The organism is Culturomica massiliensis (genome assembly GCF_900091655.1).
In the GTDB taxonomy this organism is placed as follows: Bacteria; Bacteroidota; Bacteroidia; order Bacteroidales; family Marinifilaceae; genus Culturomica; species Culturomica massiliensis.
Genome location: NZ_LT594621.1, coordinates 2,817,748 through 2,843,378 on the forward strand (window position 1 = coordinate 2,817,748; position 25,631 = coordinate 2,843,378).

A 25,631-nucleotide genomic window follows, 5' to 3' on the forward strand; every position below is an offset into this window, starting at 1 on the left:
CCCCGTGCTATTTTTTAAGCCAACTTTTTACTTTGTTCTCACATCTTTCTTTCAGGCCGAGACGACGGATTTTACGCCCCATTTTTTCCTTTGCCCGGTTGATGAGGTAAAAGAAAAACGGCACCATGACAATCCCGACCGTAATTGCGGCCAACATCCCGAAGAATACGCCCGTGCCTATGGAATGGCGGCTGGCAGAACCCGGCCCGGAAGCCAATACCAACGGCAACATCCCCAATACAAAGGCCAGTGAAGTCATCAGGATCGGGCGAAACCGCAAGCTGGCAGCCGTCAGGGCAGCCTGCAAGGCATCGACGCCACGCTGCACTTCAACCTGGGCGAATTCGACAATCAATATCGCATTTTTAGCCGCCAGTCCGATCAGGGTTACGAGTCCGATCTGGAAATAAACATCGTTTTCCAAACCGAACACCCAAATTCCCAGATAGGCTCCCAATGCAGCCACAGGCAGTGACAACAATACGGCCACCGGCACCAGCCAGCTTTCATACAATGCAGCCAGAAACAGGAATACGAATACGAACACCAGCAGCATAATGAGTCCCATCTGGCCCTCGGCTTTTTTCTCCTGGTAAGAGAGTCCGCTCCACTCCACCCCAATCTCTTCGGGCAGGTATTTTTTAGCCACATCTTCGAGGATACGCATTGCTTCGCCCGAACTATATCCGGGGGCCGTGTTGCCGCGGATGACAGCCGTAGAGAACATATTGAAACGCCTCATGCTTCCCGGTCCGGTGGTGTATTCGGCCGTTCCCAAAGCCGTAAGCGGCACCATTTCGCCCGAAGCCGCACGCACGAAAAAGAGGTTGATGTCGTCAGCATGCATCCGGTAGGGGGCTTCTGCCTGTATATATACGCGGTAGATACGGTTGAACATATTGAAGTCGTTGACATATACCGATCCCGTATAAGCCTTCATGGTCGAGAATATATCGGCCATCGGGATGCCCAGGAATTTGGCCTTGTCGCGGTCGACATCGAAATAGAGTTGGGGTATTTCAGCCTGTAAGGAGGAAGAAAGCCCCGTCAACGCCTTTTCTTTGCCGGCATACATCATAAAGGTATCGACAGCCGTCACCAATTGTTCGAACGAAGCGCCGCCACGGGCTTCCAATTGCAACTCGAATCCTCCTGCCGTTCCCAGTCCCGGAATTACAGGCGGCTTGGACAAATATACCTTTGCCTCGGGATAGTGGTAGAATTCTTCGCGTACGTCGGTCATTACATCTTCTACCCCCATACGTCCCCCCTTGCGTTTTTCCCAGGGCTTGAGTATCACGGTCAATTCGGAGCGGGCCTGGTTTGTCCCGACACGCGGACTGGAACCGGTTACATTCAACACATAGTCGACAGCCGGATGCCCCTGCAGGTAGGTTATCGCCCGGTCGGTGACCGCACGTGTGCGCTCGAGGGTAGCCCCTTCGGGCAATTCGAGCTCTACCTTGAAATAACCCTGGTCTTCTTCCGGGATAAAACTTCCGGGAACGACACGGTTCAGGACAAAGATCAGCACCAACACCATCCCGAAACCTGCCAGTACACGGCGCGAATTACGGGCAGCCTTTTCCACCAATCCCGTGTATTTGTGATTGCCTTTGGCCAGCCATTCGTTGATTTTGCGGAAAAACCGGTTTTTATCACCTCTGGCAGGCCGCAGCAGGATGGCACACATAGCAGGACTCAATGTCAAAGCCACGACCAGCGAAATCAGTACCGACACTACGATCGTCACGGCAAACTGGCGATAGAGCATACCTGTGATGCCCCCGAGAAAACTTACCGGTACAAACACAGCCGCCAGTACGAGGGAGGTGGCTACCAGTGCCCCCGTCAGTCCGTGCATGGCTTTTTTGGTGGCTTCATAGGGGGATAGTCCCTCTTTTTCCATATAGCTTTCGACAGCTTCCACAACCACAATCGCATCGTCGACCACAATACCGATGGCCAGGACCAATCCCAGCAAAGTCAACATGTTCAGAGAAAAGCCCAGCACCAGCATCACCCCGAACGTACCGATCAGCGAAATCGGAACCGCTACCAGGGGCACCAATGATGCACGCCAGTTTTGTAACGACAGGAACACCACCAGGATAACGAGCACAAGGGCTTCGAATAAAGTTTTATATACCTCGTGTATGGATTCTGCGATATAGGTGGTGATGTCGAAAGGGATATCGTAGCTCAATCCTTCCGGAAAATCCTTGCTGATGCCTTTCATGGCCTCTTTGACATCATCGGCCACCTGCATGGCATTTGCCCCGGGCAACATATAAATTCCGAGCACGGCCGCATTTTCCCCGTTCACACCGCTTTCCGTAGCATAGGAAGAAGCCTCCAGAGACACGCGCGCCACATCGCGCATACGTATCACCGAACCGTCCGGATTGGCCCGCACGACAATTTCCTCGAACTCCTGCACCGTCGACAAACGGCCCTGGGTTGTAATGGGGATGGTGATATCGGAACCGGTGATGGGCTGTTGCCCCAGCACCCCGGCAGCCGACTCGCGGTTTTGGTCTTTCAAGGCATTCTGCAAATCTTTCACCGTCAGTCCGAAATTCGCCAGACGGTCGGGCATCACCCAAATACACATCCCGTAGTAGCGGCTGCCTATGTTGGACACCCGTCCCACTCCCGGAATACGCCGGAGTATGTCGAGCACGTTGATTGTCGCAAAATTACTCAGGTAGATTTCATCGAAACGTTCGTCGGACGATTTCAGGGCGATGGTCATCAACTGGCTGGCCGATTGTTTTTCGACTTTGATACCGTTTTGGATCACCTCGGCCGGCAGGCGCGATTCGGCCAGTTTCACCCGGTTTTGCACTTCTACGGCCGATAATTCGGGGTTGGCTGAAATATCGAACGTAATATCTATTGTCAGACCGCCGGAATTATTACTGCTCGATTCCATATACAACATCCCCGGCGTACCGTTGAGTTCCTGTTCGATAGGCGTGGCAACGGCCTGTGAAACCGTCAGCGCACTGGCCCCGGGATAGGAAGCCGATACTTTCACCACCGGAGGGGTGATCTGAGGATATTGGTCTATCGGCAACAGAAACAAACCGATAAACCCGACAATGACGATCAATATGGATAATACCGCCGAAAAAATCGGACGGTCGATAAAGAATGTAGGCTTCATCGGCTACCTCCTTCTTCTTTTCTCACAACTGCCGCCACAGCGACCGAATCTTTTTTCTCACCGGGTACCGTCGCTTCCTCCTGAATAACCAATACACCCGGAGCCAGCTTATGGTAGCCTTCGGTGATAATCGTCTCGCCCAATCCCAATCCTCGTTCTACAACGATACGGTTGCCCACTTCCGGCCCCGTTTCGATAAAACGTTTTTCGGTTGTGCTATCGCGGCGAACGACATATACGTAGGCCCCCCCTTTTTCAATCACAACGGCTTTGGCAGGCACCACAACCGCATTTTCCCTTACGTCGAGCAACAATTTCACTTTTGTGAACTGCCCCGGCAATAATTTCCGCTCGGGATTTCCCAGTTCGGCACGTACGCTGAACGTACCTGTTTTCGGGTCGACCTGGGGCTCGGCAAAATCAACCCATCCCCGGATCGGGTAGATGGAATTGTCGGCCAGGGTTACCGTAATATTCGGTTGCCAGGAGCGGGAAGTGTCCCGCTCGCCCAATTTCACATTCCGTTGCAGGCTACGGAGATAGTCCTGGGCGGTAAGGCTGAAATCCACCAATACGGTATCGCTGTCGACCACCGTTGCCAACAATGATTTGGCTCCCGGTCCGACCAAGGTACCGACATCGACGTAACGCTCGCTGATGTAGCCTGTAATCGGCGACTTAACCGTTGTATAACCCAATTCCAGATTTGCCTGAGCCAAATCGGCCCGGCTCATGGCAACACTTGCCTTTGCACTTTCATAAGCGGCAACGGCATTGTCCAAATCCAACTGGCTGGCTGCCTTCTGCTCATAAAGGGGGCGCAGGCGCTCTACATCCCTGGCGGTTTTCGCCTCCTGTGCCAAATCTTTTTTCAGTTGGGCATCGGCCTTGTCGGCCCGGGCCTTATACTGGGCACGGTTAATAATAAATAAGGGCTGGTCGCGGTGTACCCGTTTCCCTTCCTCGAAAAGCATATTCTCCAAATAGCCTTCGACCCGGGCACGCACTTCCACAAACCGCTTGGCGCGGATACGTCCCACATATTCCCCATAAATTTCCATATTGTCCGTCCCCACTTTCTCCATTTTCACCACGACCTTTTCCGGTTCTTTTTCTTTTTTACATCCTCCTAACAAAAGGGCAGTCATCCCCACTGCCACAATCATATACTTTCTGTTCATATACCTTTTATTGTTTAATTCCTTATCTTTTGAAAATAATATGCCAAAATGGAGCTGCGAAGATAATATACTTATTTCAAGCAGATTAAATATATTTAGCTATTTCATGTTATAATGGCAACTGTAGAAAAATTCCCCACAGATGTGGATTTTTTCTTAAAAAAAGAACCTGTATAATTGCAGATTGACGATTTCAGATTATACTCACAATCCTTCCCTGCAAAAAAGGAATCGTAAATTTACAATTTATCTAAGGGAATATCAAAATTATATCTACCGGAAATCAATACGGACAAGTCTGTTTTGCCGGACTCCGACTTACCGATAAAATATTTTTCCAGTTGTGTATGACCAAATTGAAAGATACGATATTAGCTATAAAGAATGTCAATAACCAGGCTGACCGGATCATAGCTGAAATCTGGACATCTGCCTCTTCCTCAAAAATAGAAGAAAACATATAAAATATTACGGAAGACAAAGCCAATGATATGACAAAAAGATAGGCTATAAGATAAGTGAGTCCCTGCAATTTACCGCCTCCAGTCCGGAGCATCCTTTGGGATTTGGCGGACAGGATGGCCTGTTTTAAGCTGATTCTCTGCAACACCCATCCTATCACGATAAGCCCCTGGGGTATATACCAATATTCGGTGTTTATGTATATGTATTCCACAGGAATAAATACCCCGATACCCCACCAGATATATACAAGTATATGCAGCAATATCCCGATGTAAATATGTACCGCTTTCTCTTCGGGACTTATCCGCCGCCCCCTCGCTAACATCCAAACCCGCCACCCATATATCAAAAGCGTAAACAAACCGATTACAGCCACAATCGGAGTTAAGGATACGGCACGCGTAAGCCATTCGGTTGTTTCATTGACATCTGTGCGCAAGCGCACCAGATCCCATAAAACAAATTCGATTACGCTAATGCCCCCCAGAATCCAACCCAACCCCATACCTTTTATGGTTTTTCCCATAACTATATTACGTTTCTATTTCAGCACGTATTTATTCTCAAATGCCGGTACTTCATTTCATACCCCGGAAATACCATTTGCACATATCCGGAACCTACTGCATATAATGCTAAACAACTTTAAAGGTCATATAAATTGTAAATTTTAGATTGTAAATTTTAAATTACCTGACAACCTGATTCGTTATCAATTCTTTCAGTCCCAAATCGTCAATTTAAAATCTGCAATTAAAACGTTCGTTTTTATTGTGAAAATAATACGCGATACATCGAAATAAGTAAAACGAATGAAAAATACTGATTACAAATATTTTGATTTCTTTAGCTTTTGTTTATTTTTGTGAAATTGACTTAGGGGTGTGTGTCTGATAAAAACGAACGTTTTAACCAGCCAGGACGACACTGAAAAACAATTCTCCGGCGTTCCTATCCCAATGGGAATGAGTACAAAACAGGGGTCTGTCCATGTTCGTATTGCAGCCTGTTTCTTTTTTCCTATCTTTGCCGGACTTTTGATTTTAGATTTTACATTATGATTTCAGTAGACGGACTTACAGTAGAATTCGGGGACAGAGCCCTTTTTAAAGATATTTCATTTCAGATTAACGAGAAAGACCGTATCGCCCTTATGGGCAAGAACGGAGCAGGGAAATCGACCTTACTGAAAATTCTGGCAGGGGCCCGGAAGCCTACCCGCGGGAATGTGACTGCCCCCAAAGACACTGTAATCGCCTACCTGCCGCAACACCTGATGACGGAAGACGGACGGACCGTGTATGAAGAAGCCTCCCAGGCTTTTTCCCACCTGTTTGAAATGGAAAAAAGAATCGAGGACCTAAACCGCCAATTGACGGAAAGGACAGATTACGATTCGCCGGAATACTACAAACTGATCGAAGAGGTTTCGGCCCTCAGTGAAAAATTCTACAGTATCGACCTCACCCATTTTGAAGCGGACGTAGAAAAGACATTGCTGGGCCTGGGCTTTAAACGCGAAGACCTGCATAAGCAAACCCGTGATTTCAGCGGCGGTTGGCGCATGCGTATCGAACTGGCCAAAATGTTGCTGAAAAATCCGGATGTCCTGCTGCTTGACGAGCCCACTAATCACCTGGATATCGATTCGATCCAATGGCTGGAAGATTTCCTGATAAACAACGGGAAAGCTGTTGTTGTGATCTCTCACGACAAGACATTTATTGATAATATCACGACCCGCACAATAGAGGTGACGATGGGAAGGATTTACGATTATAAAGTAAATTACTCCAAATACCTGGAACTGCGTAAAGACCGCCGGGCACAACAGCAAAAAGCCTACGACGAACAACAGAAAATGATTGCCGAAACCAAAGAATTTATCGAACGGTTTAAAGGCACGTATTCCAAAACCCTGCAAGTACAATCGCGGGTGAAGATGCTCGAAAAACTGGAAATCCTGGAAGTAGACGAAGAGGATACGTCGGCTTTACGCCTGAAATTTCCTCCTTCCCCCCGTTCGGGCAGCTATCCGGTGATTGCAGAAGATTTGTCGAAGCATTACGGCGATTATGAGGTGTTCAATCACGCCGGCTTTACGATACAACGGGGGGAAAAAGTAGCTTTTGTGGGACGTAACGGAGAAGGAAAATCCACTTTGGTGAAATGTATTATGGGAGAAATCACCGATTACACAGGCAAACTGACACTCGGCCACAATGCCCAGATCGGATATTTTGCCCAAAATGCAGCTTCGCTGATGGATGAAGACCTTACTGTTTTTCAAACGGTTGACGACGTGACCCCTCTGGAATTGAAAAGCAATACCAAAAATTTACTGGGGGCTTTTATGTTCAGCGGGGACGATATCGACAAAAAAGTAAAAGTGTTGTCGGGAGGAGAGCGTACCCGGCTGGCTATGATCAAATTGCTGTTGCAGCCGGTGAATTTGCTGATCCTCGACGAGCCTACCAACCACCTCGATCTGAAAACCAAGGACATACTGAAAAATGCCTTGCTGGACTTCGACGGCACGGTGATTGTCGTCTCACACGACCGCGATTTTCTCAACGGCCTGGTGACAAAGGTATATGAATTCGGCAACCGGAAAGTAACCGAACACCTGGAAGATATCAACGGCTTCCTCCGGAAGAAAAAAATGGAAAATCTACGGGAGATCGAACGGCAATCCAAATAGGTTATAAAATTATTTATTTCAGCGGTAGCTGTATATTTTTGATTTTCAATTACTTTTTCCGAAAGCAAGCAACAGATTTCTGAAAAGAATATCCGTGAAACCGGTTCCTTTATCCGACAAACCAGAACCTCTTCACGATTTTATTTATAACGGCCGGGACTGTATTCCGATAGTGGAAATACGATCCCGGCCGCTTGTTATAAACCGGTTTATCCATAAACTTTTCAGCCCGGTTTCCGTATAGTTTTCACACAAGGACCTTGTCCGGATTTACAGAAAAGAACAAAACAAGTACGCTGACTTATTCAGCTTTACGTTCGGGCTCTGTAATCTGCTCAAATAATTATAGTTACGATGTAGCGATGTAGCGAACAAATACTAATGAAGCACTTATATCATGAGAAACACATTTTTCTTCTGCCTGATTTATATGGGTTTGCTGATCCCCGCAAAAGCACAGCACTACACGACGCTGAATTTAGAACAGCAACTGCCGACAGAAGACGGCTGGTGGCGTCTTTTCAGCGACCCGACCCTCGACAGCCTGATCCGGAAAGCCACCCGCAACAATTACAATCTGCAAAATACGCTGCGCAATATCGATATTGCCAAAAAACGAACCCGGGTACAACAGAGCGCCTGGTTGCCGGAATTAAGCGCCACAGCATCCTATAGCCCCGAAAAAAACAGCCTCGGCATAGAGCACATCAATGAACGGAATTACACCGGCCAGGCCCAGCTTGAAATGAACTGGGAAATCGATGTTTTCGGGAGTATACGCAAAAATGTAAAGTCGCAAAAAGAATACTACTATGCCTCGAAAGAAAATTACCGTGCCGCCCTGGTATCTCTTACAGCCCAGCTTGCCTCGTCGTATATCAATTTACGCAATTATCAGGCCAAATGGCAGGTGGCCCGCCAGAACCTAGAATCCCAAAAAGAGATTCTCGATCTGACCGAAACCCGCTTTAAAACCGGACTGACCTCACAACTCGATTTTTCCCAGGCCAAAAGCCTTTATTTGCAAACAGCCTCCCTGATCCCGGCAATCGAATCGACGATTACGAATCAGATCAACACCATTTGTATCCTTACCGGAGAATATAATGACAGTTTACGACAGGCACTCCGGACCATAGCCCCCCTTCCGGATAACCAAAACATCCTGATCACGGGCATTCCGGCCAATCTTATCCGCCGCCGTCCGGACGTAAAAGCCGCCGAGAATACGATGGACGCACTTTCAGCAGCCGTCGGTGCCAGCCGGGCCGATTGGTTCCCCAAATTTTATGTCACCGGAAGTTTCGGATACGGTTCGGATAAGTTCAAGCAATTTTTCCGCAGAGAGAATATGGACTGGCAAATCAGTCCCAGTATGAAATGGACTTTTTTCAGCGGACGGCAACTGAACGAAACGACCCGCATTGCCCAATTGCAGCTAGAACAGGGCATCAATGATTATAACAACACCCTGCTCACCGCTTTGCAGGAAGTGGACGACGCCCTTTATTCCTATGCCAAAGCCCAGGAGCAATTGTCGGCCGACCGCCAGGCCTATGAACAGGCACAGGAAACCCTGAACCTGGCCCTCACTCTCTATAAGCAAGGCCTATCCGACTACCAAAACGTGCTCGATTCACAAAAGGATGTACTGAATTACCAGAATACCCTGGTCGGTGCCCAAGCCACTACCTTGCTTTATCTGATCCAACTGTATAAGGCCCTGGGAGGCGGTTGGGAAAACTAAAGCAATTGACGATTTACGATTCTCTTTCGGGCAGGGGAGAATTGTGGACATAATCAACAATCTAAAATCTAAAATTCGACACAGCAGCCTCACGTTATCAATGAATCATGCAAAACCCGGAAAACGACAGGACAAAGCCGCATAAGGGGAATGCTTCCGGAATATCATCTGTCTATCCACGCTTTAAATAAAGCGACCCGCTCCCGGCTAACCAATATATTCTCTTTTTTATCCCATCCGTAAAGTATTATTTTTAAACGGTTGGAAGAATAATTTATGATATCCCCGATTGAATTATAAGCAATAATAAAGTTTCTGTTTACCCTGAAAAACAAACCGGGATCGACAAGCTGCCCGATTTTGTCCAGTGAATAATCTACAGGATGATTTTTACCGGTGTCATCAAAAATAAAAGTGGAACGCTCCGCTATATAAAAACATCTGATTGCAGATACAGGAACTGACCTGTAATGTTCCCCTATTTTTACCATAAAACGTTCTTTACGTACCGGATACAATTCTTTAATTATTGCTTCAAGCCGCGTATATCCCATATTTAACCGATGGATCGTATTAAATTTGTCAACCGCTTTTTTTAATTCTTCCAATCCTACCGGCTTAAGGAGATAATCCACACTGTTGACCTTAAATGCTTTCAAGGCATATTCGTCATAGGCCGTTGTAAATATTACCGGAATTTTTATTTCAAGCAGGTCAAATACCTCAAAAGAAATACCATCTTCCAGTTGTATATCCATAAATACCAAATCGGGAGGCGTATTAACCGAAAACCAATTTACAACCTGCTCAACAGACGAGAGGACACCGATAATCACAATTGCCGGATCGACTTCTTCCAATAAGCGGACCAGTTTCCGCACAGCGGGCTGCTCATCTTCTACAATCAATACTTTCATAATTCAATTATTTTCAAGAGGCAGTTTGACAATGAAACGACTATTTTCCTGATTAATGACGATTTCTTTACCCATGACCAATTTTATCCTTTCCCGAAGATTTGCTAATCCTATACCCGAAGGACGACACAATACAGTTTTGCTATTCATTGTATTGGCAACTACAATATACCTCCCTTCACGATAAATACTTATTTCCAAAGGCCGGGCTTGCGAAGCGATGTTGTGCTTTAACGCATTTTCAACCAATATCTGCAAGGATATGGGGATTATTTTAAATTTTCCCGGATTTTCTATCCTGATCTCCAACGTTATCTTCTCCCCGTCACGCTCTTTTCGTAAACCAAAATAATTTTTTACGAACTCAATTTCCACATCCAGAGGTACCCAATCTACATTTTCATTTTCAAGCATATAACGATAAACAGAAGCTAATTTCTGAATACAAATATCTGTTTTCCGGGCATCTTCATACACCATTTCAGAAAGTGTATTCAAACTGTTAAACAAGAAATGGGGATTGACCTGAGCTTTTAAATTTCCATATCTGAATCTTAAATTCTCCTCCCTCAATTTCTGTTCCCGGTTAATGGACTGACGCCATATCTCGTAGAAAAATATAACCGATGCCACAAAGATTCCGATAAAAAGAGACGAGAATGTCCCCGGAATATCCTTATAGAGTAAATTTTCCACAAAATTACGGGTATCCCATCCCTTAAGCAGAAACAATACATAATCACTTAAACTGAAAATAAACAAAGAAACAACAACTGCCGACAACACAAAAAATACAAATGAAGGAATCAGTTTCTTTTTTAATTCGCTGACCGGCTTCTTTATATTATCGGCCTGTATTTTAAAAAACAGGCTTACGATGAATAAAACGGTAAATATATTGGATACCGTCATTACGATGACAGATATATCGAAAATATCAGTTCCTTCGCCTCGTTTTATAAACCATGTATAAATGATACTAAACAGTAGTACTGCTATAATCATCTTTATTTTTCTGTATTTTCCGGACATAGACACGTTTTATATTACACTCCTATAGCCTTACCTGATGCCAAAAAGCCCCCAATACTCATAAATAAAATCAGCGATATAAATATAGCGGAAATAATCGTAATATATTTCCGTTCAAATTTATACCAAAGCGATATAATTCCCGAGAAAAGAACAGTGTATAACAAGGCTTCGGGAATAGCACCCAAATGGTAAGATACCGGCAGTAGCGTATAAATATATCCGTCAAAAGAGCCGGGGGCAGGTCCGATTGTAGAAATAAAAGAAAATCCTAAAACCAACCAGGCTAATTTTATAAAACCCTTTTTTTCAAAGATAAAGCCGCGCACCGGCAATAACACCAACGCAATTATTATGCCTCTGAATAATTGAAATGAAGGCCCTAGCATAACCCAAGGAGACTCCACCGGCTTCATCATTGATGATAAATATTCCGAGGAAAAATGTGTTTTATAATCCAGGAAAAACAGTGCCAATATGCCTGCTGTAAAATAAGCGATAAAATGTGCCGCACATACCTTCCAAATAAAATTCATCTGCAAAGCCGTTACTTTTTTCATGTCTTTCATTTTTAATGTTATACCTCAATTTACCAATCCGACCTGCAGTCGGACGGATTTCTGAAGTAAAATAAAAGTATGAAGAACACACGGACAAATAATAATTGCAGAGTTGTCGTTTCAGATAACCAAGTTGTTATTTCACACCTCCCAATTGTATAAGAACAACCTATTTGGGATTATGAAGGAGGAGCGTGTACCGACGCTCCTCCTTATGATGTCAGCGTTTAACGGCGAAATATATAAGTTATACCGCCTAACAAGAGCAGGGTCAATATTACTGCCCAGAGATTTAACCGGCGGGATTCGGCTGTCAGGATATAATCGGCCGGCAGAAAGCGATAGGCATTCAGTTGCCAGGTCAATTTGTCGTTTTCACAATGCGGCGCATTGGTTGAAACAACTTTACCCGGCATGACCAATTCGTATTTGATATGGGGTTCGAACAATTCGAGTACGGCCGATTCAGCATCAGAAAGGGAATCGAGTACCCGCTGATTTTTCCGGTATTCTTCCGAAAAATAACCGGTCCGGAAATATTGATCCAGGAAAGGAGCCAAATTATCCGACCAAAAATCAGATTTATCCTTATTGAGGATAAAAATAGAATCCCGGGCCTGGGACAAACGGCCGCTCCAGAGATTGTCAGGCCTGGAGGCCAGGAAATCCTGAATCACCGAATACTGCATGACAAACAAAGATTTCTTTCCCCAGGTTTCAGCTTTTTCCTGTATCTGTTCCAGGTATTCATACATTTCATAACCATTCATCCCCTGACAGGCAGCAGGATCCCCCTGAAACCAGAGTATCTGCTCTTCGGGTGTCAGGTATTCTCCTAAGAGGACAGGCAGATCCTGCGACGGATAACGGGTATATTTCTCTGAAAAAGTATAGTAGGTATAAAACCACCTGAAAGATTTATTCCATGTGATTTCCGGTTTTATGTTTTTCCATGAACTGTGGTCAAACCGGAAGTTACGGTTCATTTCTTCAACCGAAGCATAGTGACAGGTGGCCACAACTGCCGAAGCACCTGCAGGACTCTTTAAATGCTGCAATGGCCAAGGCTGTAATCCGCCGCTTACCGAATCATACACCGAGACCTGCCAACCGTCATCCAGGCGGACGGGGAAGGGATTGCGGGCCGTGTCTCCCGCTAAGAAGGCAGAGTCTTTCGTCGTTAACCGGAACTGCCGGAAACAGGAACCGTCCGGGTTTATCCGGGTCAGCATTTCGTAATGTTTGTCACAAGAGCATAATAAAAGAACTAAAAACAGATTGATTATAAAGATACTATTTTTCATGGCTTTGTTTTTTTAAGTTTGACATCCGGGAACTGAGATAAAATTCTTCCCGCTGTTGTTTTCTGGCTTCCTGCGCCTGCCGGAAAGCGGCATATTGCTTTATCTTTTCCGGTATCGGGGAAGCAGGATCGATAAAGCGGTCCAACTGTCCGGTTATACCGGCATACGCAGCCTCACGAAGAACCGGAAAGGGTTTCGTTAATTCATAAACGAATAAACCGATCACCATGGCTGCCGCCACTCCGGACAGCATACGGATGATGCTCAACCGGCTGCCGGCTGCCGCATGCTCCGGCAAACGGGTAGCGATATGCTCCATAATCTGCCGGGAGAGTTTTTCCGGGTGTTCCAGGACAGGTTGCATCTCCCTGATTTTTCCGATCGTCCGATCGTATTGTTTATCTGTATTTTCCATTTGCTTTTTATAAGATTTTACTGATTCGTTGACGAATATATTTTCTGGCCAGATATAAATTACTTTTAATTTTTGCACTGCTCATCCCGGTGATTAATTTAATTTCTTCCGGATCTATTCCCTCCAGATCCCAAAGTGTAAACACCAGTTTTTGCTTGGGTGTCAGTTCCCCGGTCAGCCGGGTGATACGAGCTATCAGTTCCTGATTTTCCAAATTTTGTCCGGTATCTTCTTCTACCGGAACTTCCATCGCCTTTTCCTGCTGTCCCGCAGCTATCAAACCGGATTGCCGTCGCTGCTGCCGCATTTGATCGTAACACAAATTTACCGTTATCTTATACAACCAGGTCGTAAACTTCACCTGCGGCTTAAATTGCGCCAGATGCGTCCAGGCCCGGATAAACACTTCCTGTGTTGCATCCCGGGCTTCTTCAGTATTACAGAGCAGGCGGAAAGCAAGCCTGAAGACATAATATTGATATTCGGTAACCAACCGGCCGAAAGCCGCTGTGTCGTTCTCCACGCTTTGCCTGATTAACTGTTGTTCACGCTCCTGATTCATGTTTTATTATCAATGATTCACAAATGTAACGTCCGAATCGGCGATAAGTCGAAAAAAAAGACAGATTTTATAAAATAATCACAGAAAAGCACCCGCCACATCCGGATCATTTCAGTCCCGGGGTATGATTCATAACTGAACATTCTAAAGCCGGATGACGTATATGAGGGCAAAAACTTATATGATGAAAGCCTATATCTTAATCGCAATTTTTTTCTGTCTGGCGGCAGGATGTCACACTAAAAAAGAAGGACGGGAACAAATGCCGTTACCGGAAATCCCGGTAAATACTCCCCAAACCCGTAATGTTGTGTACAGCTACGAATATCCGGCCTATCTCGAAGCGGAGCAAACTGTAAACCTTGTAGCCCGGGTCTCCGGTTTTCTCGAAAGAGTCGGTTATACTCCCGGCCAGGAAGTCAAAGCGGGGCAAACCCTTTTCATCATTGAACCCAAACCCTACGAGGATCAGGTGAATGCAGCCTTAGCAGGGGTGAATACCGCCGAGTCCCAACTGGCATATGCCAAGGCCTCGTTTGAAAAGATGAAGGAGGCCGTACGTACCAAAGCGGTCAGCGAGATCGATTACCTGCAATCGGAATCTTCTTATAACTCGGCCCTCGCCGATTTGCAAAATGCCAAAGCTCAGCTCAATACAGCCCGTATCAATCTCAATTACTGCTATATCAAGGCTCCTTTCGACGGGAAGGTAACCCGGAATCTGGTAGACCGTGCCAATTTTGTTGCCGGTTCGGTCAGTCCCACAACCCTCGCCACGATGTATAAGGACCGGCAAATGTACGCTTATTTCAATATGGCCTACCCGGAATACCTCAATCTGCCGGCAACCGGCACAAAGCAAGCGACGAACGATTCGCTCCGGTTTCTGACCGTCAGTGACGCCGCCAATCCGCAACACCAATGGAAAGGCCAGCTCGACTATACTTCGCCGAATGTCGACCTGCAAACAGGGACAGTCGGCGTCCGGGCCATTATAGATAATCCGGAACAACAACTGCTGAGCGGCATGTACGTCAAGATACATGTCCCCTACCGCTACGTAAGCAATGCTTTGCTTATCCCGGAAACCTCCATCGGCACAAACCAAACAGGAAGGTTTGTTTATATCCTGGGAACGGACAACCGGGTCGAGCTTAACCCCGTCACCGTCGGTGTGCTCGAACCGGACGGGATGCGCGAAATTGTCAGCGGTATACGTCCCGGCGACCGTTATATTGTGGATGCCCTTATGAGCGTACGCCCCGGCATGCAGATCAAACCTAAAAATAAATGATGTTTTAATTACAGATTTTAAATTGTTTGTCCAACCGGTTTATTATCAGGATCATTTAATCTAAAACCGCCAATTTAAAATCTATATGCACGTTGCCCCCGATTACGGATTAACTTACGATTTTTCAATTTACACGATTCAAATTCAATAACCAGATCATGATAAGCACTTTCTTTATCAACCGTCCGATATTTGCCACCGTATTGTCGATACTGATCGTCATTGCAGGCCTTGTTTCCCTGAACAGCCTGCCTGTCGAGCAATATCCTTCCATTACCCCGCCGACCGTTGTCGTACGCGCTTCTTATCCGGGAGCCAATGCAACGACAATTGCCAATATGATCGGCACTCCCATTGAACAACAAGTCAACGGCGTCGAAGGAATGCTTTACATGTCGTCCTCATCTTCCAGCACTGGCTCTTATCAACTGACCATTACTTTCGAAGTCGGTACGGACCTCGATATGGCCACCGTCCTGGTTGAAAACCGCGTTAATATCGCTTTACCGACCTTACCACAGGAAGTTACCAAGATCGGGGTGACGACGACCAAAGAATCGACCAATGTCGTCATGTTTATCTCCCTGACCACCAGCTCTCCCGATTACGACGCCCTTTACCTGTCGAATTATGCCGATCTGAATATCGTCAACCAGTTGGAACGGGTTAAAGGTGTGGGTAATGTCAGTCTTTTCGGTATGGGGAATTACAGTATGCGCATCTGGCTCGATCCCGATCTGCTGGCCATCCGCGGAATCACAGCCGACGATGTCCTTGCGGCCATACAGAGCCAGAATATACAGGTAGCGGCCGGAAGTGTCGGCGCCGAACCGCTGCAACACAAAGAAGCCTACCAATATACACTGGAAACCCAAGGTTTGCTCGTCAATGAAGAAGAGTTCGGTAATATCATCATCAAAGCCTTTCCCGACGGGAAATACCTTCGTATGCGGGACATTGCCGATATTGAGATCGGCCGGGAAACATACAGTACTACCGCCCAATTAAAAGGCGGTTCTGTAGCTGCACTGGCCATCTATCAGCTTCCCGGAGCAAACGCCCTCGATGTTTCCGAGCGGGTAAAAACGGAAATGAACCATCTGGCTACTTATTTCCCGCAGGGTATCGATTACAACGTCACCCTCGATACAACCGAGTTTATCCGGGCTTCCATCGCCGGTATTTACAGTACGCTTATCACGGCTTTCATACTCGTACTGCTGGTGATCCTGCTTTTCCTGCAAAACTGGCGGGCGATGCTGATTCCACTCATTGCGATCCCTGTATCTCTGGTCGGTACTTTCACATTTATGAAACTATTCGGGTTTTCCATCAATACGCTGACCCTATTCGGATTGGTACTGGCTATCGGACTGGTGGTAGACGACGCCATTATCATCGTTGAAAACAGCTACCGCCTGATCGAAACCGGGAAATACAATACCGTCAAGGAAGCCGTCAACCAGGCCATGAAAGAAGTGTCGGGCGCTGTTATCGGCATCGTGCTTGTATTGCTGGCCGTATTTATACCCACAGCTTTTATCGGAGGCATCACGGGGCAACTTTACAAGCAATTTGCCCTGACGATTGCCATATCGACGGTTATCAGCGGCTTTAACGCCCTTACCCTGAGTCCTGCACTGTGCGCTCTTTTTCTCAAGCCGAAACAACCGACCCGGTTTTTCCTGTTCAAAGCTTTCAACCGTTTTTTTGAGAAAACAACCAACGGTTACACCTGGGTCATCCGGGGCTTTATGCGTAAATCCATACTTACCCTCATCATATTTTTCGTTATTTCTTTCTTTGCTTTCTGGGGATTCCTGAAATGGCCGCGTACTTTCCTGCCGGAAGAAGACCAGGGTTATTTCCTGGCTTTTATGCAGCTTACGGATGCCGCTTCTTCTTCACAGACCCAGACAGCCCTTGAAAAAGCCGCCGCCATCATCAACCGCATCGACGGTGTAGAAACCTATATCACGATCAACGGCTTTTCAGTCATGAGCGGTGCCAATGCCTCCAATGCAGCCACCGTTTTCGTCATGCTGAAAAACTGGGACGAACGTAAAGCCCCCGGCATGAGTGCCCAGGCTATTGTCGACAAATTCAATATGCTCGCCCATTTCGAGATACCGGAGGCCCTGACTTTCGCCGTGCTGCCGCCTTCCATCCCCGGATTAGGGGAAAGCAGCGGGTTTGAAGTGATGCTCCAGGATATCAATAATTACGGTCCGCAGGAACTCCAAAAAATGACGGATGAGCTCATGGTAGCCGCCGCACAAACCCCCGGCCTGGCTTCTGTGGAATCGATGTTCAGTGCCGATGTTCCCTTGTATTACCTCAATATCGACCGGAACAAAATAGAGATGATGCAAATCCCGATCAGCAATGTTTTCAACACGCTGACGGTGTTCCTCGGCTCTTCTTATGTCAATAATTTCGTAAAATTCGGCCGCACTTACCAAGTGAAGGTTGAAGGCGCTCCCGACAGCCGGGCCCTGATCGGGGATATCCGCCGGCTGAATGTCAGAAATGCCCAGGGCGATATGATTCCCCTTTCGGCCTTTACTACGGTAGAAAGCCGCGTCGGGGCAGAAAACCTGACCCGTTACAACACCTATACTTCGGCTCTTATCTCGGGCTCTGCCGCTTCCGGTTACAGTTCGGGAGAGGCACTGGAAATTATGGGTAATCTGATCAAAGAGAAGGCCGGCTCCTCATTCGGTTACGAATGGACGTCCATGGCCTATCAGGAAGAAAATTCCAGTTCGAGCACGAGTCTGATATTTATTCTCGCGATTCTCGTCGCCTATCTTATTCTGGCTGCCCAATATGAAAGCTGGACGAATCCGGCCGCTGTCATCATGGGACTCCCTATCGCCCTGCTAGGCGTCGTTATCGGGGTGATGGTGATGAACCTGCCTATCAGTGTATACACACAGATCGGTATCGTCCTCCTTATCGCCCTGACGGCCAAGAACGCCATCCTCATCGTCGAATTTGCCCGCGATTACCACGCCGCCGGCAAATCCATCAACGAAGCCGCACTGGAAGGGGGCCGTGTCCGCCTGCGACCGATACTGATGACCTCCTTTGCCTTTATCCTCGGTACCTTCCCGTTGGTTATCTCCTCCGGAGCCGGAGCCGCCAGCCGCATTTCCCTCGGTATCGCCGTTTTCGCCGGTATGCTTATGACCGCCCTCGTCGGTACCCTGTTTATCCCCAATTTCTACAAACTTATGCAGGAACTACAGGAAAAATTCACCCGCAACAAAAAAACGCCGCCGGACACCAATTCTGTGATCTGACCCCAGGCAGCCGTTCGCAAGATCAGCCCCACGATCACACCTAATAAACAGCCCCTCCGGTTTTTCAAACTTCCGGGGGGCTGTTCGGTTCTGACTTATATTATAAATCCACCGACTTATTTAATATTTTTATAATCATTCGGATTACAACTTATTAAATCTTTGAGATGTATAACTAATTATAAACATCGATTTATACGATAAAATATACGGTTTTTATTTCACCGTGTACTTTCGATATGTTCCAATAGTTTTTCCAGGACAGGATCGCCGCCTTTCATATATTCCGAGGCAACGAAAGGAATCTCTATATCCGGATATACCTGACCGTCCGGATTGCGGGTGTATTCATCGAGTTCTATTGTTGAGATACTTACTGTGGCGTAAGGATTACTGCTCCACGGCAGATGAGTTATTTCCCCGTATTTCAAAGCATTGTGCAAAAGCGGAACACCGGCCAATTTTGCAGAACCGTTATATTGCAAAATATTGGCAAAAGTTGCGGCCTGTGATCCCGTATCTTCACTTATTAATACGTAAATATTCATATTCTGGTATTTCTCTTTATTCAAAGGAAATGATTTAACAAAATACCGTTCAGGCAAATTAATCAATTGCCCCATCCTGTCTTCCGTAAGAAAATCGTAATCTTTAATGGTATTTGGAGACACCCGTAATCTGACATTTTTTAAATAAACGACCGTGTCCTTATTAACGAGCAACGACATTAACTCATCGAAATCGCTTCCACTGCCTCCCCCATTTTTTCGTATATCAATGATCAGGTTCGGATAGCCTATTTTTTTCAAACGCTTAATAAAAGAATACAGGTCTTTAATGATACTTTTATTATACCTGAAAGCCGGAATACTGAAATATCCGGTTTTATAGTCTGCCCATATTTTCTTTTGATTTTCAGAGATTTTATTTTTTAAATAATGATCGTAAGTTATTCCTTCCGTATGAATATTCAGTATTTGATTCTGACGTTGAGTTTTAACCGTATAGCCGGGACTATAAGCATAGTGATAATAAGCCTGATAAACAATAAACGGAGAATAACGGTTCGTATACGTGTACTTTATAAATTCCTCAACAGGCGTATTATTAATCTCTAAAATACGATCTCCTTTATGGAATTTTTCATCATATGAATGATCAATGATAATGGTATCGTTTATATTAATAATATCCCAAGGCAATATCGGTATTTTATCAGAATTCGCTCTATTGTTTTTCGTGATAAACCAAGGGATTAACGGACGGAAATGAGGATCTTCAAATTTCAACCGATCAAAATAAGGTTTAAAAGCATATAATGATTCCGTTAAATTAAGCGTGTCTTTCTTCATTCTGGAAATCACTATCCTTCGGATAGAATCCCTTTCCGATATCGGCAAACTCTCAAAAAGATGAGGATGTATTACATCTTTTGGAAAAGCTGTTATTACAGAATCCGGGGAAAACGGCCGGGAATAAGGATTCACCAACACCTCCGGATAAGCCTCAACAAGATCATATCCCCGAGAATTCTGACAATATCCCCAATAAAATATCCCCAATAAAATACACGATAACCCTATTGATTTTAACATATTTCAAATAAAAATTAAATCCGGTTTTGTAATATCAATTATTCATGATCAATATCAAAAAAGTGTCGTTTCATCTAAATTATACATAGAGTATTGCTTTATATCGTTACAGTCTAAATATGAATAAAGCTCTGTTTTTCACCACAATATTTATAAAATCAGAGAGTTTAAGAATACGTATTAAAACGATTTATTGTCGTTTATCAACGAATTACTTATCTCATATCCTTTGATATTTGTTTACAAATATATAAAATTGAGAAAATAGTATTCCATTTTATTACTAATAAATAGAATATTTTGCCGATATTCAATATATGTAACGAATATTTTTGTTTATTGTATTTGTCTCTTTACATTTTTTTATATATCTTGCCTCCGTCTGTATGTCAGGTCGGTTGGACAGCCTTTGTGGTACGTCTTAAAATAGGATTCGATTTTTATGTTTAAGGATAACGATAAACCGGAAACGCCCAACCGATAAACCTTTTTGTTAAATCAAAGCAGCTCACCGGGAAGCAATCATACAAACCGATTTTAAACCTGTTGAAGCTAACATCGAAGTATTTGCGTGGCAATAAACGATCGTAAGATTGTCGGATAAATTTTTGACAGACAGATTCAGGTAAACACACCTTTGGCAGTAAGGTTTAAGGCCTGGCAGAGTAACCCAAAATTTAACGTTCAGCAAGTGTTACCCCTGCTTTTGTTAAAGGTAGCGCCGCAAAATTACCGATAACCGATTTGAATTTTTCCCTGTGTTGTTCATTCGCCTTTACAGGTATTATCGGACGAATTGGAAAAATTACCACCGGGTAGTCCGGTGATGCAATTAAAACGAAATATGAAGGATCAAGTACTCATAGGGCACGATTTCAATTGTCATACGATAAATCCAGCAACTGAATGCCCCCCGATAATAATTAATACAATGAAAAAATATAAGTACATCACTTTTTTAATTCTCCTATTGCTAATCGCACTTCTATTAAGAATAATCCTAAATCAGCATACCTGCGAAACGGTATACCGGATACCGATGTACGGATTTTGTTATATGTTACTCGCATTAAGTCGCATAGGCCATAAAATCAGCTTGCTGTATATCTGTACGTCGATCGCAACGTTAATTGAAGTTGTAGATTTTGCCACCGGAGGTAATTATTTACATTTAGCTGTCATTATGGGGACTCTTGTTCTAAATACGGGGATATATGTATTTATCGTTAAAAAGCTCAAACAACCTTCCACTTTATAATCCAATGTATAATATTCATCGTTTAAAGGAAATCATAGGCAAAGCGAACATGATTCAATTTTGCCTTATCGTGTTGATTGCGGTTAATCTGACAAAAGCCATTGTTCATTTACCTTTTAAAATACTCCGAATAAATGATATACAGTTTAATGAACCATTAATAAATCTGGAAAAACCCGTTTTAACCGTCGATCTGTTGTTAGACATTTTAGTATTTGCACCTATTATCGAAACGGCATTGTATCAGACACTTATTTTTAAATTTACGAAATGGTTGAATTTTAACGATATCACTATTGTACTGATTTCAGCTGTATGTTTCGGTCTGATGCATGACTACAGCCTGTTTTATATGATCAGCACCTTTTTTACGGGAAGTATTCTAATGTACACCTATATTTTAAGGGCAAAATATCGCAATAAACCGTATTGGTCTATAACCTTAGCTCATTCTACTATCAACGTTCTTGCTTTACTTATGCTATTGGTATTTGAAATATTGTAAATAATGGTCATCGGGATAAAGCAATACGACATGACGTTTTCTTATCCGATCGTACTTTGATTTTTTAACAGCAGTGAGCATTTCGATATGCCGGTTTTGTTCCTTTTGCATTCGACACGTTTTAAAAGTAAATCTATTGCATAATGTATAACATTCATCGTTTAAAAAAAATCATAGGCAAAGCGAACATGATTCAATTTTGCCTTATCGTGTTGGTTGCGGTTAATCTAACAAAAGCCATTGTTTACTTGCCCTTCAAAATGTTTCAATTAGAGGATATTCAGTTTAGAGAAGAACTAATAAATCCCGAACAACCGACCTTAACCGTTACGATATTAATATCGGCTTTGATTTTAGCACCTATTGTTGAAACGGCATTATTTCAGACACTTATTTATCAATTAAAAAAATGGTTGCATTTTAACAATATAACTATCGTCTTAATTTCATCTGTATGTTTCAGTCTGGTACATAATTTCAGCCTGCTTTATATAATCAGCACCTTTTTTATAGGAAGCATTCTGATGTACACATATATTTTAAGGTCGGAATATAACAATAAACCGTATTGGTCTATGACCTTGGCTCATTCTACTCTCAACGCTTTTGCTTTATTTATGCTATTGGTATTTGAAATATTGTAAGGCTAGCGGAGATTCATTTATTCGGACATGTTTTATCAGCAATGATCAATTATACAAGTATACTTTTTATGAATCAACAGGAAAAAATCAAATAATTCTTTGCGTTTATTTTACACCCTTCAAATGTGCTTCGTATGCCGGGAGCATGAGTATCATATCTTTGTCTTGCCGGGCGATTTTCAATGCCTGACGGTAGCAGCGGCGAGCCGCTTTCAGTTGTTGCCGGCGTTCGTACAGTTCACCCAGGCTATCGTATAAGTTCGCAGCAGAAGGATAGTAATTCTTATAAAAACAAATGCTTTTACCCAGCTATATCCAATCTCCGTTCAATTGAAACGATAGGCGGCTATTCTCAATTCCTTATGGGATTTAAACGGTTTGGAGGGTTTCAGGTGTTTTGCCAGATATTTGTATATATCGTAGCGGATTTCGGTCGCGGTTCTGATGTCGATCCGGTCAAAAGAATGCCCGCCGGGCATATCCTGAAATATCTTGTAATCAAATTGCTTTCCTTCCGCTTTCAGGGCCCTGATCATATGTTCCACTTCGATAACATTCACATCGTCGTCATTCGTATTCGTATAGATCAATACCGGGTCTTTCAGCTTGTCGGCATGCCACACCGGAGAACGCCTTTTGTATTCTGCAATATCACCCCTGGCGCTTTTCCCGATGTCCCGCCTGAACATTTCCCGGTAACCATCTTCGGCATATCCCATCCGCATGATAACATCACAAACAGGTACTCCCGCAAACCCACATTTATACACACCGGGATAGGTCATCAGATTCATCAGCGTAATCATTCCTCCGTGACTCCAGCCTATAATCCCAATCCGGTTTTTATCCACGAAACTATAATTTTCAACCATATATTGTCCGCTCTCGTAAACATCCTGATTTTCCAGACCACCGTAATCGATGTTTTTATACGTCCCGGCACCATACCCGGTACTTCCCCGGTATTCGGCCGCCACTACAATATACTCCTGGGCCACTAATTCCCGGACAATATGGGCATAATAGGTCGAAAAATCCGCATGTACTCCGCTATGGGCAAAAACGATCAAAGGATATTTTTTGTCCGGATCAATACTTTTCGGAACAAATACATACGCCCAGAACTTCAACGGGTTATTCACACCCATAGCTGTGGGATTGGACGGATTGGCCTTAGGCGGACCACACAGATATACTTTATCGACATAGGCCACGTCCCCCACCTTGTTATACCACAGCACATCATCCACTTTCTTCATTACTTCTTCAAAAGAACGTGAAAATCCGGTATGATCGGCATTCAATGTCCGCAACTGCTCCGCCACATCTACCTCACCGGCTTGAGCCAACACGGTAAGATGTCCGGTCCATAATAAACTTACAATAAACAAAAAACCATAATATTTCATCTGCATAATTCAAATTAAGTCCCTCGACTTATTTAATATTTTCGTAATCTGCCCGATTTCAGATGATCGACATTCTTAAAATGTATAACTAATTACGAACGATTACTTATTATAAAATACACATTTTATTATCCTTGCTTCCGGGATATCCGCGGTAATCCGTAAAACTTTCCGTCCATACCCGGCAAATTTTCAAAGCTGTACGACCGGTTCTTTTCCTTTAGCCTTGTATTGCCGACCGATCTATCAGATTTACAACAAATATAAATATTTTCACGTATTTTTCAACTTTTTTAATCAATAAGTCGGCCAAATAAAAACATCACGATTTTTCTGCATGACTCTGTCACCTGATTTCCTTACTCACAGAAATATCCGCATCCGGTAAGAATCTGTCCGGATTTTGGATTCATATCTCAGCTATCCGCATTGTCATTATTTCATGTGTAAATAAAAACCGTCAGAAAAAAAGCATGAATATCAATGCATTATCCTCCTGTTTTCATATATATATCCGGAAAAGAAGTTTTTTGTTCCTATTTGTGTAAATTTCCGTCCCTTTTCGTGTAATATATTTGTTGTATAATCGTCTTGTATACGATGACGGAGAAAGAGTTCAATACATCGATTTTACCGCTGACACACGACATTTTTACTTTTGCGGTACATCTGACGGGCGACCGGTCCGGAGCTGCGGATATTACCCAGGATGTGATGTATAAACTGTGGGAGATGCGCCGGGAGTTATGCAAGGTGCGAAATCCCAAAGCATGGGCTTTGAAAATCACACGCAATTTATGCCTCGACATTCTTAAAAAACAAAAACCGTTATATGATGAAGAACAGATGTACAAAAACAGCGGTTACGATCACGACCTGCTCCGGTCACTGGAAGATAAAGAAACGGCGGCATTGGTAAAGCAGATTATCGATACCCTTCCGGACAACCAGCGGGAGGTTGTCATTCTCCGGGAGATCGAAGAGATGGAATACAATGAGATTGCAGAAATCACCGGCCTCGGCCTGAACAATATACGGGTGCTGTTATCCAGGGCCCGCACCAAAATCAAAGAGATTCTGGTAAAACAATACAGTATTTCGAAATACGAATGATTATGGATAATATACAGGATATATTAAAACGATATTACCGGGGAGAGACGACCCTCGCAGAAGAAAGATACCTCAAAGAAGAGTTTCGCCGGGGCCATCTGACGGAAGAACCGGCCTTATCCACCGGTCCGGTTCAGGAGAGCCTGCCCAAAGGCTTATATGCCGGCATACGGCAAGGCATACGGAAGCGACGGCAAAAACACTTCCGGCAATTATATCTGACAGCCGGAAGCATCGCCGCTATGCTGGTACTGATTATTTTTGTCAAAGGTTCGTTTAGGCCGGCACTTCCATCCGATCTGCAAGTTACGGACAATATAAAGCGTGAGCGTTTCGAAAATGCTTTACGCACCATCGGTAATATATTGGAAGAGGATCGCCCAAATGAAAAAGTATTGTATGAAGATCATAAACTGATCATTGCCATCGAATAACAAACAATTAAATAAGGATTG

Annotated in this window: 20 protein-coding genes; 8 read left to right on the plus strand and 12 right to left on the minus strand. The window is 44.3% G+C overall.

The features are described 5' to 3' along the window. Positions 1–7: 7 nt before the first annotated feature. The 3 genes from BN8908_RS12965 to BN8908_RS12975 all read right to left on the minus strand — a co-directional run bounded on the left by BN8908_RS12965 (position 8) and on the right by BN8908_RS12975 (position 5,341). Positions 8–3,169 (minus strand): efflux RND transporter permease subunit, encoded by a 3,162-nt coding sequence (locus BN8908_RS12965; protein WP_068691014.1) that lies wholly within the window; start codon positions 3,167–3,169, stop codon positions 8–10. Beyond that, positions 3,166–4,350 (minus strand): efflux RND transporter periplasmic adaptor subunit, encoded by a 1,185-nt coding sequence (locus tag BN8908_RS12970; protein ID WP_021989249.1) that lies wholly within the window; start codon positions 4,348–4,350, stop codon positions 3,166–3,168. Before BN8908_RS12970 ends, BN8908_RS12965 begins: the two co-directional genes overlap by 4 nt. Before the next feature lie 283 nt (positions 4,351–4,633). Continuing rightward, positions 4,634–5,341: a hypothetical protein gene (locus tag BN8908_RS12975; RefSeq protein ID WP_068691016.1), complete on the minus strand. Its 708-nt coding sequence runs from the start codon at positions 5,339–5,341 to the stop codon at positions 4,634–4,636. A gap of 531 nt (positions 5,342–5,872) precedes the next feature. Here BN8908_RS12975 and BN8908_RS12980 point away from each other — a divergent pair. Further along, complete coding sequence (locus BN8908_RS12980; protein ID WP_021989251.1) at positions 5,873–7,516, plus strand: ABC-F family ATP-binding cassette domain-containing protein; 1,644 nt, start codon at positions 5,873–5,875, stop codon at positions 7,514–7,516. Positions 7,517–7,913: 397 nt separating this feature from the next. Then, entirely contained in the window at positions 7,914–9,263 is a 1,350-nt protein-coding gene (locus BN8908_RS12985; RefSeq protein WP_068691017.1) for an efflux transporter outer membrane subunit, read from the plus strand. A gap of 164 nt (positions 9,264–9,427) precedes the next feature. Here the strand turns inward: BN8908_RS12985 and BN8908_RS12990 are convergent, their stop codons facing one another. From BN8908_RS12990 to BN8908_RS13015, 6 genes are all read right to left on the minus strand, one after another. After that, entirely contained in the window at positions 9,428–10,180 is a 753-nt protein-coding gene (locus BN8908_RS12990; RefSeq protein ID WP_068691019.1) for a LytR/AlgR family response regulator transcription factor, read from the minus strand. A 3-nt stretch (positions 10,181–10,183) separates the two neighbouring features. Beyond that, on the minus strand, positions 10,184–11,185 hold the full coding sequence (locus BN8908_RS12995; RefSeq protein ID WP_161945876.1) for a sensor histidine kinase: 1,002 nt from the start codon (positions 11,183–11,185) through the stop codon (positions 10,184–10,186). 41 nt (positions 11,186–11,226) lie between these two features. Beyond that, positions 11,227–11,772, minus strand: a complete 546-nt coding sequence (locus BN8908_RS13000) for a hypothetical protein (protein WP_021989255.1) — start codon at positions 11,770–11,772, stop codon at positions 11,227–11,229. A gap of 227 nt (positions 11,773–11,999) precedes the next feature. Continuing rightward, complete coding sequence (locus BN8908_RS13005; protein WP_068691023.1) at positions 12,000–13,076, minus strand: hypothetical protein; 1,077 nt, start codon at positions 13,074–13,076, stop codon at positions 12,000–12,002. Further along, positions 13,066–13,491 (minus strand): hypothetical protein, encoded by a 426-nt coding sequence (locus tag BN8908_RS13010; protein ID WP_068691025.1) that lies wholly within the window; start codon positions 13,489–13,491, stop codon positions 13,066–13,068. Before BN8908_RS13010 ends, BN8908_RS13005 begins: the two co-directional genes overlap by 11 nt. Before the next feature lie 7 nt (positions 13,492–13,498). Continuing rightward, positions 13,499–14,053, minus strand: coding sequence for an RNA polymerase sigma factor (locus tag BN8908_RS13015; RefSeq protein WP_068691027.1), 555 nt, complete (start codon positions 14,051–14,053; stop codon positions 13,499–13,501). Between the two features lie 184 nt (positions 14,054–14,237). Between BN8908_RS13015 and BN8908_RS13020 the strand changes: the two genes are divergently transcribed. Continuing rightward, positions 14,238–15,347: an efflux RND transporter periplasmic adaptor subunit gene (locus BN8908_RS13020; protein WP_068692294.1), complete on the plus strand. Its 1,110-nt coding sequence runs from the start codon at positions 14,238–14,240 to the stop codon at positions 15,345–15,347. A 158-nt stretch (positions 15,348–15,505) separates the two neighbouring features. Then, positions 15,506–18,652: an efflux RND transporter permease subunit gene (locus tag BN8908_RS13025; protein ID WP_068691028.1), complete on the plus strand. Its 3,147-nt coding sequence runs from the start codon at positions 15,506–15,508 to the stop codon at positions 18,650–18,652. Positions 18,653–18,873: 221 nt separating this feature from the next. On the opposite strand, the gene BN8908_RS13030 is transcribed toward BN8908_RS13025, so the two are convergent. Next, entirely contained in the window at positions 18,874–20,247 is a 1,374-nt protein-coding gene (locus BN8908_RS13030; RefSeq protein ID WP_068691030.1) for a S41 family peptidase, read from the minus strand. Between the two features lie 1,214 nt (positions 20,248–21,461). Here BN8908_RS13030 and BN8908_RS13040 point away from each other — a divergent pair. After that, positions 21,462–22,010, plus strand: coding sequence for a CPBP family intramembrane glutamic endopeptidase (locus BN8908_RS13040; protein ID WP_082989263.1), 549 nt, complete (start codon positions 21,462–21,464; stop codon positions 22,008–22,010). 143 nt (positions 22,011–22,153) lie between these two features. Next, complete coding sequence (locus BN8908_RS13045; protein WP_021989265.1) at positions 22,154–22,654, plus strand: CPBP family intramembrane glutamic endopeptidase; 501 nt, start codon at positions 22,154–22,156, stop codon at positions 22,652–22,654. Positions 22,655–22,759: 105 nt separating this feature from the next. Here BN8908_RS13045 and BN8908_RS19200 read toward each other — a convergent pair whose 3' ends face one another. Continuing rightward, a complete protein-coding gene (locus tag BN8908_RS19200) occupies positions 22,760–22,963 on the minus strand; it encodes a tetratricopeptide repeat protein (protein ID WP_472924968.1) in 204 nt (67 codons plus the stop codon). A 17-nt stretch (positions 22,964–22,980) separates the two neighbouring features. Then, positions 22,981–23,913 (minus strand): alpha/beta hydrolase family protein, encoded by a 933-nt coding sequence (locus BN8908_RS13050; RefSeq protein WP_227461818.1) that lies wholly within the window; start codon positions 23,911–23,913, stop codon positions 22,981–22,983. Between the two features lie 750 nt (positions 23,914–24,663). Here BN8908_RS13050 and BN8908_RS13055 point away from each other — a divergent pair. Together BN8908_RS13055 and BN8908_RS13060 are read left to right on the plus strand one after the other, a co-directional pair. Then, positions 24,664–25,176, plus strand: a complete 513-nt coding sequence (locus BN8908_RS13055) for an RNA polymerase sigma factor (protein WP_068691036.1) — start codon at positions 24,664–24,666, stop codon at positions 25,174–25,176. A gap of 2 nt (positions 25,177–25,178) precedes the next feature. Beyond that, positions 25,179–25,610, plus strand: coding sequence for a hypothetical protein (locus BN8908_RS13060; RefSeq protein ID WP_068691038.1), 432 nt, complete (start codon positions 25,179–25,181; stop codon positions 25,608–25,610). Positions 25,611–25,631 lie beyond the last annotated feature (21 nt).